We start from the raw sequence: 14964 nt of genomic DNA, 5'->3' as shown, positions 1-14964 counted from the left end.
TTGCGTGCACGCATCGATGGCGGTGGATGGGGAGCGGAGCGCTCTTCGCTTGCACCGCGACTTCGGATGACAGGGACGTCCGGTCCAACCCCGACCGGCGCAGCGCCTGCCGTTGCAGCTACCGCAGGATTCCATCGGGCGCGCTGATGGTGGGTCCGGCCTCCAGCAGTCGGCGCATCAGGCGCGCGCACGATCGTTACGCGAGATCTTCTGGATCGGGCCGCTCGGCATGCCCTGATGCATCTGGTGCCGGCGTTCCGGGACTATCCGGCCGGACCGTGCGCGACCGCCACGGGTGATGGCGCCTCGAATGCAGCGATTGCGCTGCGTCCGCCATTGGGGCTCCGGTGGGGCGGCACCTCGTGTTTGTACGGCGTTGTTCCCTCGGAGCGTAAGTCCGCGTTGCATACCGTTGCACGAACGGTGCGATGATCAAGGTCCACTGTCGCCGCCACCTTCGGAGCACGCTCATGTCCGAACGCATCCTGGTGTTCTACGGGTCCTATCGCGCCGACCGCATGGGCATCCGGCTGGCCGACTATTGCGTGCGGACACTGCTGGCCCGGGGTCACGACGTCGAGCTGATCGACGCGAAGGCAGTTGACCTGCCGATGCTGGACCGGATGTACAAGGAATATCCGCAAGGCCAGGCTCCCACGGCAATGGAAGTGCTGGCAGAGAAGATCCGGGCTGCCGATGGCTTCGTGTTCGTCACCGGCGAGTACAACTGGGGCGTGCAGCCGGGCCTGAAGAACCTCACGGATCACTTCCTGGAGGAGTGGTTCTGGCGACCCGCAGGCGTGGTCAGCTATTCGGCCGGACGTCTGGCCGGTGCCCGCGCGAACGTCGCGTGGCTGGGCACGCTGTCGGAGATGGGCATGGTGGTGATTTCCAGCGCCGTCAACGTCGGGCCGATCGCCAGGACACTCGACGAGCAGGGGCAACCTGTCGGCGAGGCCGGCAAGTCGCTGGAGAAGAGTTTCGCCCGCTTCGCCGATGACCTGGTCTGGTGGGCCGAGGCGGCGCGCCTGCAGAAGACGCGCCGGGCGCCGCCGTACTGAAGTCCGATCGGCGCGCCGGAGAAGACGGCCGCGGCCATCGACGACGATGCCGGTCATGCGTGGCGATCCGCGCTGCGCTCCAGAACCAATTGACGCGGCGAGCCGAAGGCGCTGCGCGGAAGACCCGGGGGCGGGTGTGAATCCGGTGTCGGGGGCTTCCCGAACCTCATCGACGGCGCGTTCGGCCAATCCGGCCTTGGTCGGCGGCTCCGGATTGGCCGTCGGCGAGCGCTGTTGCGCGGTGCTGGGCGACGACATCGCAGGATGCGTCGGGCACCTCGGCGATCTGGCCGCCGACGACCGCTGCCTCCGGAGGCTCGGCATGTATCGATCGCTTCCTATTTCCTGATGTCGAGCAACTCCACTTCGAACACCAGCGACGCACCGGGCGGGATCACCTTGCCGGCGCCGCCCGTGCCGTAACCAAGCCATGCGGGAATGTGCAGCTCCCGCGTTCCACCGATCTGCATGCCGGCAACGCCCTCGTCCCAACCCCGGATGACGCGGCCGGCGCCGAGTTCGAACACGAAGGCTTGGCCGCGATCGTGGGAGCTGTCGAACTGCGCGCCGCGCTTGTCGGCGGCGTTCTGGTCGTAGAGCCAGCCGGTGTAGTGCACCGCGACCTCATCACCGGCGGCGGCTGGCGTCCCTTCGCCGACGGTCACGTCGATCCGCTGCAACGCGTCGACATCGCCGCCGGTGTAGGGCGGCGGTCCGCCGCAGGCAGCGAGCAGCAGAGCGGAGAGGACCAAGGCGTGGCGGATGGGACGAGCGCGCATGGGAGGCACCGGGACAGGGCGCCAAAGAATATCCCCGGCGCGGCGTGTCGGTGGCGGCCCCACCAACCTGGTGCCCTGAGATAATGCCTGGTCGGCCGGTGGATGGGGCACCTGCGCGTGATGGACATCGCGCTGGGCGGCTTCATCCGATGCGGGGTTCGGATGACGCGCCCGGGAAGCGGATCCGACGGCCGTGCCAGTCACCGCCTCCCCCTGCATCGCCGCCAGTCATCGACGCAAGCGGGCACGCCACCACGGCGCCGACTCCGTTGCCCAGGAGGACCTATGGGAGGACTGCCGTTCCGCAGATGCATCCGATCTCGGCCACGCTGCTACGATCAGGCGCTCCTGATGGCAGCGGAGGTGGCATGGAGTCCAATCGCTGGTCCAGCGGCATGTCCCGCCGCCGCGCCCTGCAATCCCTGGCGCTCGCCGGCGCCGCAGCAGCATTGCCGCGCCGCACCGCGGCGGCCACCCCCGCGCGTCGGCTCGGCGTCGCCCTCGTCGGTCTGGGCGGCTACAGCACCGATCTGCTTGGGCCCGCACTTCGGCTCACCCGGCACTGCCGCCTGGCCGGCCTGGTCACCGGCTCGCCGCACAAGATCGCGAAATGGCAGGAAACCTACGGCGTCCCCGATGCCGCCATCTACGGCTACGACGACATCCATCGCATCGCCGACAACCCCGACATCGACGTCGTCTACATCGCCACCCCCAACCATCTGCACAAACCGCTGACCCTGGCCGCGGCAAACGCCGGCAAGCATGTCTGGTGCGAGAAACCGATGGCGATGGATGCTGGCGAGGGCGAAGCTATGATCCGGGCCTGCCGCGACAATCGCGTGCAACTGGCCATCGGTTACCGCATGCAGCACGAGCCCAATTCGCGACGTTTCATGGAGATGGCGCGCACGCAGCCGTTCGGGGGCATCGTGCAGCTGCGCGCGGATGCCGGCTGGTTCGGCTGGCGCCAGGGCGCGGATGACGCATGGCGCCTCGACCCTGCGCGCGGCGGCGGCGCGATGTACGACATGGGGGTCTACTGCGTGAATGCCTCGCGCTACAGCACGGGCCTCGAGCCGGTGGCCGTGCGCGCCTGGGACGAAACCACGCGTCGCGACATCTTCCAGGGCGTCGACGAGACGATGCGCTTCACGCTGGAGTTCCCGGGCGACATCACCGCCGCATGCGTGACCAGTTTCGGCCGCGACCTCAACACCCTGCACGTCGACTGCGAACGTGGCTGGTACGAGCTGTCGCCGTTCCAGTCCTACGACGGCAACGTGGGCCGCGCCAGCGACGGTACGCGCTTCACCGCGCAGCTCGGCGCCAGTCCGCGCATGCAGGCCGAACAGATGGACCAGGATGCGCTCGCCATCCTCGAAGCCCGGCCGCCGCGTGCGCCGGGCGAGGAGGGCCTACGTGACATGCGCGTGCTTGATGCGGCCTTTGCGTCGGTACGCAGCGGCGGCGAGCGCGTGCGGATTGCCGGGTAGGTCGAAGCTGCCGCAGCGGTGCACACGTCCATGGGGCGCGTCGCAGATACCCATGCAGGCAGCTACCCGATGCCTCGCCGCACCGACCTGGATTGGGCGGTCGAGGCCGGACCGGCGACGCGGCGGCGGGTGGCGATTGCACGAGCACTGCGGGCGCGTGGGCGTCCGGCCACGCCATGACCTGGGCCAGGTGGCCGCCGGATGGCCCGGCAAGGGGCGCACCGCAGCGGGCCCCGACCAGGCGCCCGTGCCAGGGCGACCGACCATGGCCGAAACGATCGCAGGTTCGTCATTCGACGGGATCCATTCCTTCGCCACCGCGCGCCTGCAGTTTTGACCGGCCGTTTCCCTTGTGCCAGCCATCATGCGCGGCCTCGGCGGCAGGATTCGCCATCCACGCATCCCCGGAGCACGTGCACGCATGCGTCGCCAGCTGTCGCCACCCGACCTCGGCTTCGCGGTCGATCCACACGACGAGTCCTCGCTGTTCAAGTGGTTCCTCGCCAGCTTCCTGTTCGGCAACCGCATCTCGCAGGCCATCGCCGCGGAGACCTGGCGCGTCATCGTGGACGTGCATGGCCACGACACGCCGCGCAAGCTGGGCGCCTGCAGCCATGCCCGGCTTGTGCGGATGCTGGGCGAGGGGGGCTACCGGCGCTACGACGAATCCACGGCGACACGGCTGTCGCTGGTGTGCCGCACGCTGATCGCCGACTACGACGGGCGCATCAGTGGCATCGCCGAGAAGGCCGGGGGACGCGAGGGCTTCGAGCGGCGATTGCTCGCCTTCAAGGGCGTGGGGCCGGTGACGCTGGGCATCTTCATGCGCGAGGCCGGGGCGGGCCTGTTCCCGCCAGAATGATCCGCCTGGTTGCCGTGCCGACTTGGCCTGGCGCTTGCCGGACGCGTTCTAGGCGCCAGCGCTAAGCACCGCGGAGGCGCAGTCTTCTTGGCGCTGCGGGTGTCTTCCCTGGCTGCGCTGCCCGAAAGGGTTTCCGATCAGCCAGCCACTGTCGCCGGTCGGCCCGTGGCAGGCAGGAAGTGCGCGGGCGATGTCTGGAGCTGCAGACGCCGTGTTGCATTGCACAGTGACAAACCCTCGGAACCGCTATAAACCTGCGGCCATGAAGTGGTAGCGCTATCACCACGGCGTCCTTCAGGGGGCAGCCCGCGGGTCCTGGACGGCATGTGCGGCCATTCGCACACCGCCCGGACCCTGTCGGAGGCGGTGGTGTACGTCGTGGGGTGAGGGACGTCGAAGCCGCGTGCACGGGCCAACGGCGGTGTGGTTCAGGAGAACGCTGGAAGGAAAGATCCCTGCGGTGCCGTCATGTCGGCGCCAACAGCGGGGTGATGCGTGATGAGTGCCGGGAGCGTCTGCTCGCGGTCGTTCGAATCTCGGTGCTAAGGAAGAGAGCCAATGAACCTGAAGTTCAAGCGTTTCAAGTCGACGGCGATGTTCACGTTCGTTGGCGGCGTGCTGATCATCAACCCCGCCTTCGCGCAGAATCCGCCACAGCCGCAGGCCGGCGGCATGACGCAGACCTCGCCACGGACGTCGCAGCCGGAGGCCACGGATCTCGACACGATCACGGTCAACGCGATGCGCAGCAGCCTCACCCAGGCGATGGACATCAAGCGCGATTCGCCCGGCATCGTGGATGCGATCAGCGCCGAGGACATCGGCAAGTTTCCCGACACCAACCTGGCAGAGTCCCTGCAGCGCATCACCGGCATCTCGATCGAGCGCCGCGACGGCGAAGGCGCGCAGGTCACCGCGCGCGGCTTCGGGCCGCAGTTCAACCTGGTCACCCTCAACGGTCGCCAGATACCCGGCGCCGACGCCTTCGGTGCAGCCGGGCAGGTCGCCATCGGCGGTGTAGATGGCGGCACGCGGGCATTCAACTTCGCCCAGCTTGCGGCTGAAGCCGTCAGCGGGATCGAGGTCTACAAGACCAGCCAGGCCAATGTGCCGAGCGGCGGCATCGGCGCGACGATCAACATCCTCACCGACCGTCCGTTCAACCACACCGGTGTGGTGGCGAGCGCCGGGGCCAAGGTCGGGTCCGACCGCAGCCAGCCGTTCGACAACGACCTGACGCCAGAACTGTCGGGCATCTTCAGCTACACCAATCCAGACAAGACCTTCGGCGTGGGCCTGAGCGCCAGCTATCAGAAGCGCAAGGGTGGCTCCGTCCAGGCGACCGAGAACTACTGGAACATCCAGCCCTGGACCGGCACCATGCCGGGCAATCCGGTAGTGGTGAACGCGCCGGCGGTCGGCGAGCTCTACGCTCGCCCCAACGACCTGCGCTACGCGTTCGCCGACTTCGAACGCGAGCGCATCAACGGCCAGGCGGTGGTGCAGTTCGCACCGACCGATGCCGTGACGCTGACCCTCGACTACACCTATTCCACCAACGAGATCACCGAGAACCGCGGCGAGCAGGGCATGTGGTTGCAGAACAGCAATTACACCAACGTCGAGTTCGACACCTCGGGGGCGGTAGCCACGCCCGTCTATATCCGCGAGATCGCCGGCATCAAGGATTTCGGCCTCGAACAGCAGCGCAACATGCAGAAATACAAGCTCGGCTCGCTGGGCTTCAACGCGGCATGGGATGTCAACGACGATTTCCGGCTGACGTTCGATGCGCACAACTCCAAGAACGAGAGCCGGCCCAACGATCCGTTGACCGGTGGCGGCGCGATCTTCGCGAGCATCGCCGGCACCAACAACTGCACCACGGGTCCGCACTGTGGTGGCAGCTGGGTGCAGGAACTGGTCTTCAACCGAGGCCTGCCAGTAGGTACCCAGATCTGGTATCCGACCGACGCGGACGCGGCCGCCGGGACCAACGGCGTCGTCAATCCAGGCTTCGTTGCAGGCGAGATCGGATCCCAGGTGCTGCGCATCAATGCGCAGACGCAGATCAGCGAGATCAAGGCAGCACGCCTCGACGGCGAGTGGATGTTCGAGGAGGGCCGGTTCCAATTCGGCGTGGATACCAGCAAGTCCACCATGCATCGCTTGCAGGCGGCCGAGGCGTATTCCGCCCTGGGCGACTGGAGCGTGGCCAACGTCGACTCCGATGTGGCCGGCGGGCTGATGAACCTTTTGCAGCCGTTCAACCTGGTGGGCCTGTTCGACGACTACGGCATCTCCAGCTTTCCCGCCTGGCGCGGTGACGCGGGGGCGCTGGCCCAGTGGGCGGCGGCGCAGTACGGCGTCGGTCTGGGCGTCAGCCCGCAGAACTCGGCCGACAACCGCGTCGAGGAGAAGACTCACGCGGCGTACATGCAGGTGGACCTGCAAGGCGAACTGGGCGGCATGTCGACCAATACCCGCATCGGCGTGCGCTACGAGACGACGGACGTCACCTCCACGTCGGTCATCGCCATTCCGGAGCGGATCGAATGGCAGTCCAACAACGACTTCCGCATCGACCTGTCCGACGAGCTCCAGCCTTTCAGCGAGAGCGCCAGCTACAGCTACATCCTGCCCAACCTGGACTTCAGCATCAATTTCACCGACCAGCTGAAGGGCCGCGCGTCCTTCAGCAAGAGCATCGCGCGTGCGCCATTCGGCAATCTCTATGCGGGACCGGGTGCGCAGCAACCTTCCGGCTCGGTGCTGCTGGATCCTTCGACGCGTGCCAGCGGCAACTCGCAGAATCCGGCCCTCAAGCCGCTCGAATCGGACAATCTCGACCTGGCGCTCGAATGGTATTTCGCCGAAGCGAGCTACTTCGCGGTGACGTACTGGAGGAAGTCTGTCGACAATTTCATCGGCAACACGATCTCGCAGGAGTCGCTGTACGACCTCAGAGACCCGACCTCCGGCCCCGATGCGCAGGCAGCGTTGGCGTTCCTGCAGAGCTCGGCCTGCGTTGCACAGGTGGGGGCGGCGAATGCAGCGGCGTGTTCGGGCAATGACACCTCGCTGTTCAGCGCGATGGCCCTGCTGCGCAACGATCCCGCGGGTCTGGGCGCGTTCAACGGCACGTCGGCCCAGGCCCTGGCACTCGAGGCGGCGTACGACGTCTACGGCGCGGCTGACGATCCGTTGTACCTGTTCAACGTCAACCGGCCGGTCAATCAGAACGCATCCAAACTGCACGGCTGGGAAATCGGCGGCCAGTACTTCTTCGCCGACTCCGGCTTTGGCATCCTCGCCAACTACACGATCGTCAAGGGCGACGTGGGCTACGACAACTCCGGGGACCCCGGCATCGACCAGTTCTCGCTCACCGGTCTCAGCGATACCGCCAATGCGGTGTTCATGTACGAAAAGTTCGGCTGGTCGGTGCGCCTCGCCTACAACTGGCGCGACGAGTACCTGATCCTCGCCAACCAGGGAGGCAGTCGCAATCCCTACTACGTCGAGCCCTATGATCAGTGGGATCTCAGCGTGAACTACGCGCTGGACGATCACTGGTCGTTCGGGTTCGAGGCAATCAACCTCACCGGCGAGGACGTGCGCTGGCATGCCCGTACCGACGAGCAGATGGTGCGGCTGGTCGACCAGAGCCCGCGTTACATGCTGGGTGTGCGCTACCGGTTCTGACCGCAAGTAGAGGTCCGGAGGTCGTGAAGGGGGCCGCTGCGCGAGCAGCGGTTCCCGGTGCGGCGCACGGGGGTACGGGCAGGCGGCGTGCCGCCATTGCTTGCTATCGTGCCGGGACGGCCGGCGCTATCGGGGCCTGGAGACGAGATGGGACGTTACGAGTTGCTCAACAACGTGGCGCACAGGGATCTGCGCGTCGCCACCGGTTTCGGCCCCGAGTTCGGCGACGACGTGGGAATGGTGCCGGCCTATCCCAGCGAATACGCCGAGCTGCAGCGCGAATATCCGATCTTCTTCCGTCGCGACACGGATGGTCAGTGGGGCTCGGTGGCATTGCTGGGATTCGAACAACGGGAGAACCTGTTCCTGCGCGACGGCCGCTGGAATGCATCCTACCTACCGGGCGCTGCGGCCAAGGGTCCGTTCCTGATCGGCTTCCAGGAGCAGGTGGTCGATGGCGAGCTCCGTCAGGAACCGGTGATCCACGTCGATCTGGATCACCCGCGTGTCCAGAACGCGCAGGGCGAGGCGGTATTCCTGCCGCAAGGCGGCAACAGCCCCTACCTCGAACACATCGCAGGCGTGCTTCGCGGCATCCGCGATGGCACCCAGTTCGCCACGGACATGTTCGCCGCCTTCGATGCGCTGGGTCTGATCCAGCCGCTCACGCTTGCGGTGGAACTCGACGCCCAGCACCGGATCGACGTCAGTGGACTGCACGGGATCGATCGCGAGGCGCTGGCCGCGCTCGACGGTCCCTCGCTTGAACGCCTGAACCGCGCCGGCTACCTGGAAGGGGCATACCTGGTGCTTGCCTCGCTGCACAACGTGCGCCGCCTGATGGCGGAGAAGCAACGCCGCCTGCGCGCGCAGGACGCGGCTCCGCCCCTTGGCCGGGGCTGAGCGCGTGAGCGCGGTGCCCGCGCCGATGCGCACCATCCACGGTTGCCGCGCCGATGCGCTGCCGCTCGACGAACTGCTCGCCGAAGGCACGCCCGTGCTGCTCAAGGGCGTGGCCCGGGACTGGGGCCTGGTGCGTGCGGGCCTGGACTCGAGCGCCGAGGCGATGGCGCATCTGCGCCGCTTCGACGCCGGCCGACCCCTGCAGTACTCGTACGGTGACCCCTCGATCGGCGGGCGTCCGTTCTACAACGACGATTTCACCGCTTTGAATTTCGAAGTGCGACGCGGCGGCCTGGACGACGTGCTGCGTTCGATCGAGGACCACCTCGACGATGCCGTACCGCCCACGTACTACGTCGCGTCGCTGGCCCTGGCCGCCGCCCTGCCGGGCTTCAGCGACGAGAACGACCTCGACCTGGCGGCGCTGGGGATCGGCGCGCCTCCCAGTATCTGGATCGGCAACCGGGTGGTCGCGTCCTGCCACTTCGATGCGCCCGAGAACATTGCCGTCTGCGCCGTGGGCCAGCGCCGCTTCACCGTGTTCCCGCCAGATCAGATCGACAACCTCTACCCCGGTCCGCTCGATCCCACCCCGGGCGGACAGGTGGTCAGTCTGGTCGATTTCGACGAGCCCGATTTCGAGCGCCATCCGCGCTTTCGCGATGCGCTGGCGATGGCGCAGACCGCGCTGCTGGAACCCGGCGATGCGATCTACATCCCCGGCATGTGGTGGCATCACGTGCGCAGCCTCGCGCCATTCAACGTGCTGGTGAACTACTGGTGGCGCCGCTCGCCGGCCTACCTCGCCTCGCCGCTGCCCGCGCTCCACCATGCGCTGTGGACCCTGCGCGACCTGCCCGAGCGCGAGAAGCGCGCCTGGGCCGGCGTGTTCGAGTACTACGTCTTCGGGCCGGGCACGCGGGCGGGGGAACACCTGCCCGTGCAGGCGCGCGACATTCTGGGGCCCATCGACGAGACGCTTGCGCGCCGCATCCGCGCGCGTCTGATCGGTTGGCTCAACCGCTGAGGGGATCGATCGATGGATACAGCACACGCGGCACCGGGACGGATCCGCAAGGTGGTGATCGCCGGTGGAGGCACGGCCGGCTGGCTGGCCGGCTGCGCACTGGCCCACCAGTTCCGCGACCTGCTCGACATCACCCTGGTGGAATCCGACCAGATCGGCACCATCGGCGTCGGCGAGTCGACGGTGCCGCCGATCCGCAACTTCCACCGCTTCCTGCAGATCGACGAGCAGGAATTCCTGCGCGCGGTCGCAGGCACGTTCAAGCTGTCGATCTCGTTCGAAGGTTGGGGTCAGCCGGGCGATCGCTATCTGCATCCCTTCGGGCCGGCCGGGCAGGGCACCTGGGCCACGCCGTTCCACCATTTCTGGCTCGACAGCCGGCGCCGCGGAATGCCGCCATCGACGTTGGCGGACTTCTGCCTCGAGGGTGTCGCCGCGCTGGCGGACCGGTTCTCGCTGGACACCCGGCCCCAGGTCAACTACGCCTACCATCTGGACGCCGGCTTGTACGCGCGGTTCCTGCGCGGGATTGCGGAGCGCCACGGGCTGGTGCGGGTCGAGGGCAAGATCGGCGAGGTCGAGCGGCATGCGCACAGCGGCGACGTCGCGGCCGTGGTACTGGATGACGGCCGGCGGCTCGAGGGTGATCTGTTCATCGACTGCACCGGCTTTCGCGGGCTGCTGATCGAGCAGGCCCTGGAGACCGGCTACGAGGACTGGAGCCACTGGCTGCCCTGCGACCGTGCGATCGCCGTGCAGACGGAGTCAGCGGGCGGGCCGGTGCCGTACACGCGTGCGATCGCGCACGAGGCCGGCTGGCGCTGGCAGATTCCGCTGCAGCATCGGGTCGGCAACGGCCTTGTGTACTGCAGCCGCTACCTGTCCGACGACGAGGCCCAGGCGCGCCTGATGCACGACATGGAGTCGCGGCCGCTCAGGGAGCCGAGGCTGGTGCCGTTCCGTACGGGGCGTCGGCTCCGGACCTGGAACCGCAACGTGGTGGCGCTTGGCCTGACGAGCGGCTTCGTCGAGCCCCTGGAGTCCACCAGCCTGCACCTGACCATGAGCGCGATCGTGCGCCTGATCCAGCTGTTTCCGTTCGAGGGCATCTCGCCCGCGCTGGTCGATCGGTTCAACGACCTCGGCCGCGCGGAGGCAGAGCACGTGCGGGACTTCGTGATCCTGCACTACCACGCCACCCGACGCGACGGGCCGATGTGGGCGGAGTGCCGGGAAATGGAACTCCCGGCCTCGCTGGAGCAGCGCCTGCGCGCATGGCGCGATCGCGCGCATGCCTGGCAGCTCGGCGACGAACTGTTCCGGGTCGATTCCTGGGCGCATGTGCTGATGGGGCAGGGCGTGCAGCCGGGTCCCCCGCATCCGCTGGTGCGGGGGCTGGGCGACGATGCCCTGCGACAACTGCTCGCTGGCATCCGCGCGCAGATCGCACACGCGGCCGCGGGGATGCCTTCGCAGCAGACGTTCATCGCGTCCTATTGCAAGGCCGGTCCCGGGGTATGGAGTGCAGGGATGCCGGCGCCGGCCTAGTGCTGGCTTGGGCCCTTCCGGAGAGGCCTCGGGCGCGATGTTTCATGCGCCCGGTTCAGGGACTGGGCACTGTGTGCGGGGATATGGAGCGACGCCCGTGGTCGCCGCCGATGGCTCACGGGATCTTTGGCGTCGGTAGCGGGCCAGGCGCTGGCCTGGTATTGCGCTGTCGCAGGTAGTGGAGCGCCTCCGCTTCGGACATCGCGTGTTCCGATGCGACATGAGGCAGCAGCAGATGCAGCCAGGCCCGCTCCAGGCGCTGCGTCTCGCGTACGCAGCCACGGGCGCGGGCGGCGGTGAGATCGCCGGCGTCGATGATGCTGGCGAAGCGCGCGGGATCGGTGCCGTAGATCAGGCATTGCAGGTTGAAGAAGCGTTGTTCGGCGAGCGCGTGCTCGTCCGCATAGGCATGCAAATCGTAGGCACCGGTGCTGTCGGAGAGCATCCAGTTCGCGGCCAGACGCAGATTGCCGGTTACCTGCTCGGTGGTTTCGTCGAGGTCGGCGAAATGCAGCATCAGGATGGCCGCGAGCTGGTCCACCGCATCCTCCTGGCGGCCGGTGACCGGAAGATCGAGCAGATCCACGAGCGCATGCCCGGTTTCGTGCAGGACGATGAAGCGCACATTGGCGCGGACATAGCGCAGTGGATGATCGTCGTCGCTTCCGAGGAAGCGCTGGTGGTGCTGCCCGCGCTCGTACAGCGTGCGCAGGGTCTCGTAGCACAGCACCACGTCCGCGTCGGCCGGACGGTAGAAGGCGCCGGACTCGCCGCATTCGGCGGTGACGTAACGCAGCCGGCGCGGCAGGGCGAACACGCCGTCGATCGCCTGGAGTTCGGGCAGATACCGCAACAGGTCGGCCTCGCGCACGCGCAGGTAGATCTCCCGAAGTTCCGGGGACTGCGGGACTGCGTAGTGGTACTCGAACGGCGGGCCGACGAACCGGATCGCGCCCACGGCGTTTGTCGGGCTGCCGGGCATCAGGCGCGACAAGCCACCGGAACGCCCGGGTGTATCCACGGGCGCAGTTGCCGAAGCCGCGCGTTGTGCTGGGAGCTGCGTACTCGCGCAGCCCGCACCGAGCAGCGCGCCCGCGAGCGCAAGCACGGCAACGCAGGCCCGCGCCTGCATTGCGCGGACGCGGAGCGCAGGTGCGCAGCGGATGCGGTGGGTCGGATGCATGACGGGCAGGGACGCGACCGACGACGGGCGGCAGGGGCTGCAAGTGTGCGCGACGCGCAGGCATCGCGGCCAGCGCTGCCGTTCGCGGTACGCACCGCGTCGAAGTGCGCGGACTACGCGCCCCTCGACCACGTTGCGGTCAGGGTGCCGTGGTCGCTCCGGGCTTGCCGAAGCCACGCGTCGTTGCGCGCAAGGACGGGGCAGCGGCACCGATGCGTCGGGCACAGCCTTTCGCGTTCGCGCGCAGAATGCGGGCGTCCGCGCAGCGGCGGAGCCCTCCGTCAGCGGCGGAACCAGCTGCGCAATCGGGCGAGCAGACGCTCGGCGTCGTTCAACGCGGCGCGGTCATCGCGGACCCTCACCGCCTCGGCCGGAAGGTTGGTGCTGATGTCGTCGACGCCCAGATCCAGGTAACGGGCCATGCGGACCGGATCGTCGACGGTCCAGGCCTGCAGCCGGTATCCGCGGCGGCGTGCATCGGCGACCGCGCCGGAGTCGAGTTGCAGGTGGTTGAGGCCGAGCATGTCGAAATCGGTTCGCCGGGCCGTGCCCGGTAGCGCGGCATTGGCGAACAGCGCGACCTGCACCTGTGGTGCTGCGGCGCGTGCCGCGCGTACCAGGTCGGGTGAGAGCGAGGCGAGCATCACGCGGTCCGGCTCATCGCTGCGCGCGACTTCCGCCAGCGTCGCGTCGAGCAGCGCCTGGGCATTGCGGGCGTCCGGCTTGAGCTCGACCAGTGCCATCGCGCGCCCGTCGATGAAGGCAAGCGCTTCGCCCAGGGTGGCGATGCGTTCGCCGGCAAACGCCGGGTCGAACCAGCTGCCGATGTCGACGTCGCGCATGTCGGCCAGGCGCATCTGCTCCACTGCACGCGGGTCGCCGGCCACGCGGCGGAAGTCGCTGTCGTGGAAAACGACCACCTGTCCGTCGGCGCTCAGCCGCACGTCGAACTCGATCGCATCCGCGCCGGCATCGATGGCGGCCTGGAACGCGGCGAGGGTGTTCTCCGGTGCCACCGTGGAGGCACCGCGGTGCGCGGTGATGGTGGGCTCGCTACGCAGGTTCATGGTTGCCACCGCGAGCGCCGCCTGTACCACCGCGACAACCAGGAAGGCTGCTTCGGCGGCCCACACGAAGCGCGCCGGCCGGGCCGGCGCCGCATCGACGCTGCGCGTCCCGCGCTGACCGCCCAGACGCAGGAAGAGCGCGCGCACCAGCAGCGCATTGGCGGTGGTGCCCAGAAAGAGCGCGCCGAGTACCGTGGCGGCATGGACCGTGAGGTAGACGACCATGCCGGCATTCACCAGCAGCCGGGAGTCCGGCAGCCAGTCGAGCAGCGGTGTGGCCGCGCGGGCGTAGAGTTCGTTGACGAGCAGGGGCATCGCCGCGACGCCCAGTGCGACGCCGACCACCAGCATCGCGATCCGCAGGTGGCGACCACGGGTGAGGTCGCGGCTGCGCGCCAGTGCAGCCAGTGGCGATCGTCCCTCGAGCACGAGCGCGGGCGTCGCGAGCAACCAGCGGAAGTAGAGCGTCGCATGCAGCGCCAGGCCCATTGCGAGCACGGGACCGAAGGCCAGGAGGAACCACCAGAGGGCAGGCGGACGCGCGCTGATCACGTAATAGGGGTCCAGTCCGCCCAGCAGCCGGATGTAGAGCGCGCCACCGATGCACAGCCATGGCAGCGCCAGCAGCGCATGCGCGATGACCTGGCAGGCCGCAAGCGCTGCCAGTGGTCCGGCGCGTCGCAACATGCCGCGCAGCGCAGCCGCCGCGATGCGATAGCGGCATCCGTGGCTCGCCGAGACCAGCAGCATTCCGGCCTGCTGCAGCGAGACTACGAACCATGAAAACGCACCTGCGAGCATCAGCCAGACGAGTGCCAGCACAAGGCCGGCGAGGCCGTCGAATTCACCCGCCAGCGGTTGTTCGATCCAATGCAGCAGTGCGGCGAGCGACCAGGTCGTGAGCGGCGCCGCGGCCACCGTGGCGAAGCCTGTGAACAGCAGATACCAGGCGAGCATCGGGCGCAGGTGGCGGCGCACGTCGCGGCGCATGTCGTGGGCCAGGACGCCTCGCAACAGCTGACGGTCGTCGCTGAGTGCCCGGTGTCCGGGATCGGGGCTGCCTTCGTGTTCGATGCCGTTCCGCATCGCGGCAGTGTAGACAGCGGCCGGGCGACGTCGCGAAAAAGGGCGGCAGCTCACCGCAGGCCGCAGCGGGCCAGCGGCGCCCGCTCCAGCGGGTCGGGCGTGCATACCCCGGTCCGCCATCCCGCCGCGTGCTGCGGATCGACGTGCTTGCGTTTTGCGCGGAAGCAGGCTGAAAGCGCTGCCGGCGCCCGTGCAGCGCGCCAGGAAACACCGGGCCGGTCGACGACTTCGCGCTGGCACCACGTTT

10 protein-coding genes are annotated in these 14964 nt (G+C 68.1%); 7 read left to right on the top strand and 3 right to left on the bottom strand.

Annotation, left to right across the window (positions count from 1 at the left end; translation table 11 throughout):
• Nucleotides 1-470: 470 nt before the first annotated feature.
• On the top strand, nucleotides 471-1061 hold the full coding sequence (locus tag EGK76_RS14635; protein ID WP_096300475.1) for an NAD(P)H-dependent oxidoreductase: 591 nt from the start codon (nucleotides 471-473) through the stop codon (nucleotides 1059-1061).
• Nucleotides 1062-1399: 338 nt separating this feature from the next.
• On the opposite strand, the gene EGK76_RS14630 is transcribed toward EGK76_RS14635, so the two are convergent.
• Nucleotides 1400-1840 (bottom strand): FKBP-type peptidyl-prolyl cis-trans isomerase, encoded by a 441-nt coding sequence (locus EGK76_RS14630; protein WP_096298073.1) that lies wholly within the window; start codon nucleotides 1838-1840, stop codon nucleotides 1400-1402.
• A 395-nt stretch (nucleotides 1841-2235) separates the two neighbouring features.
• On the opposite strand from EGK76_RS14630, the gene EGK76_RS14625 reads away from it, so the two are divergent.
• From EGK76_RS14625 to EGK76_RS14600, 6 genes are all read left to right on the top strand, one after another.
• The gene (locus EGK76_RS14625) at nucleotides 2236-3336 is read left to right on the top strand and encodes a Gfo/Idh/MocA family oxidoreductase (protein WP_123833100.1); all 1101 of its coding nucleotides are present in this window, start codon (nucleotides 2236-2238) and stop codon (nucleotides 3334-3336) included.
• Nucleotides 3337-3757: 421 nt separating this feature from the next.
• Nucleotides 3758-4198 carry a DNA methylase gene (locus EGK76_RS14620; RefSeq protein ID WP_096298077.1) on the top strand — a complete coding sequence of 147 codons (441 nt, stop codon included), beginning with the start codon at nucleotides 3758-3760 and terminating at the stop codon, nucleotides 4196-4198.
• Between the two features lie 558 nt (nucleotides 4199-4756).
• Nucleotides 4757-7903, top strand: coding sequence for a TonB-dependent receptor (locus EGK76_RS14615; protein ID WP_096298079.1), 3147 nt, complete (start codon nucleotides 4757-4759; stop codon nucleotides 7901-7903).
• A gap of 147 nt (nucleotides 7904-8050) precedes the next feature.
• On the top strand, nucleotides 8051-8806 hold the full coding sequence (locus tag EGK76_RS14610; protein ID WP_096298080.1) for a SapC family protein: 756 nt from the start codon (nucleotides 8051-8053) through the stop codon (nucleotides 8804-8806).
• 25 nt (nucleotides 8807-8831) lie between these two features.
• Entirely contained in the window at nucleotides 8832-9833 is a 1002-nt protein-coding gene (locus EGK76_RS14605) for a cupin-like domain-containing protein (protein ID WP_096300479.1), read from the top strand.
• A 12-nt stretch (nucleotides 9834-9845) separates the two neighbouring features.
• Nucleotides 9846-11381, top strand: coding sequence for a tryptophan halogenase family protein (locus EGK76_RS14600; protein ID WP_123833099.1), 1536 nt, complete (start codon nucleotides 9846-9848; stop codon nucleotides 11379-11381).
• 115 nt (nucleotides 11382-11496) lie between these two features.
• On the opposite strand, the gene EGK76_RS14595 is transcribed toward EGK76_RS14600, so the two are convergent.
• Together EGK76_RS14595 and EGK76_RS14590 are read right to left on the bottom strand one after the other, a co-directional pair.
• Entirely contained in the window at nucleotides 11497-12402 is a 906-nt protein-coding gene (locus tag EGK76_RS14595; RefSeq protein ID WP_233580327.1) for a DUF4344 domain-containing metallopeptidase, read from the bottom strand.
• A gap of 443 nt (nucleotides 12403-12845) precedes the next feature.
• On the bottom strand, nucleotides 12846-14717 hold the full coding sequence (locus EGK76_RS14590) for a glycerophosphodiester phosphodiesterase family protein (RefSeq protein ID WP_158613512.1): 1872 nt from the start codon (nucleotides 14715-14717) through the stop codon (nucleotides 12846-12848).
• Nucleotides 14718-14964: the final 247 nt, after the last annotated feature.

This window comes from Luteimonas sp. 100069 (assembly GCF_003813845.1).
GTDB classification, from domain to species: Bacteria; Pseudomonadota; Gammaproteobacteria; order Xanthomonadales; family Xanthomonadaceae; genus Luteimonas; species Luteimonas chenhongjianii.
Note: the sequence above shows the minus strand (reverse complement) of the source record. Positions and strands in the feature narration are given on the sequence as shown.

Coding starts and splice junctions, on each gene's coding strand:
- EGK76_RS14635 (WP_096300475.1), top strand. CDS start 471: ATGTCCGAACGCATCCTGGTGTTCTACGGGTCCTATCGCGCCGACCGC.
- EGK76_RS14630 (WP_096298073.1), bottom strand. CDS start 1,840: ATGCGCGCTCGTCCCATCCGCCACGCCTTGGTCCTCTCCGCTCTGCTG.
- EGK76_RS14625 (WP_123833100.1), top strand. CDS start 2,236: ATGTCCCGCCGCCGCGCCCTGCAATCCCTGGCGCTCGCCGGCGCCGCA.
- EGK76_RS14620 (WP_096298077.1), top strand. CDS start 3,758: ATGCGTCGCCAGCTGTCGCCACCCGACCTCGGCTTCGCGGTCGATCCA.
- EGK76_RS14615 (WP_096298079.1), top strand. CDS start 4,757: ATGAACCTGAAGTTCAAGCGTTTCAAGTCGACGGCGATGTTCACGTTC.
- EGK76_RS14610 (WP_096298080.1), top strand. CDS start 8,051: ATGGGACGTTACGAGTTGCTCAACAACGTGGCGCACAGGGATCTGCGC.
- EGK76_RS14605 (WP_096300479.1), top strand. CDS start 8,832: ATGCGCACCATCCACGGTTGCCGCGCCGATGCGCTGCCGCTCGACGAA.
- EGK76_RS14600 (WP_123833099.1), top strand. CDS start 9,846: ATGGATACAGCACACGCGGCACCGGGACGGATCCGCAAGGTGGTGATC.
- EGK76_RS14590 (WP_158613512.1), bottom strand. CDS start 14,717: ATGCGGAACGGCATCGAACACGAAGGCAGCCCCGATCCCGGACACCGG.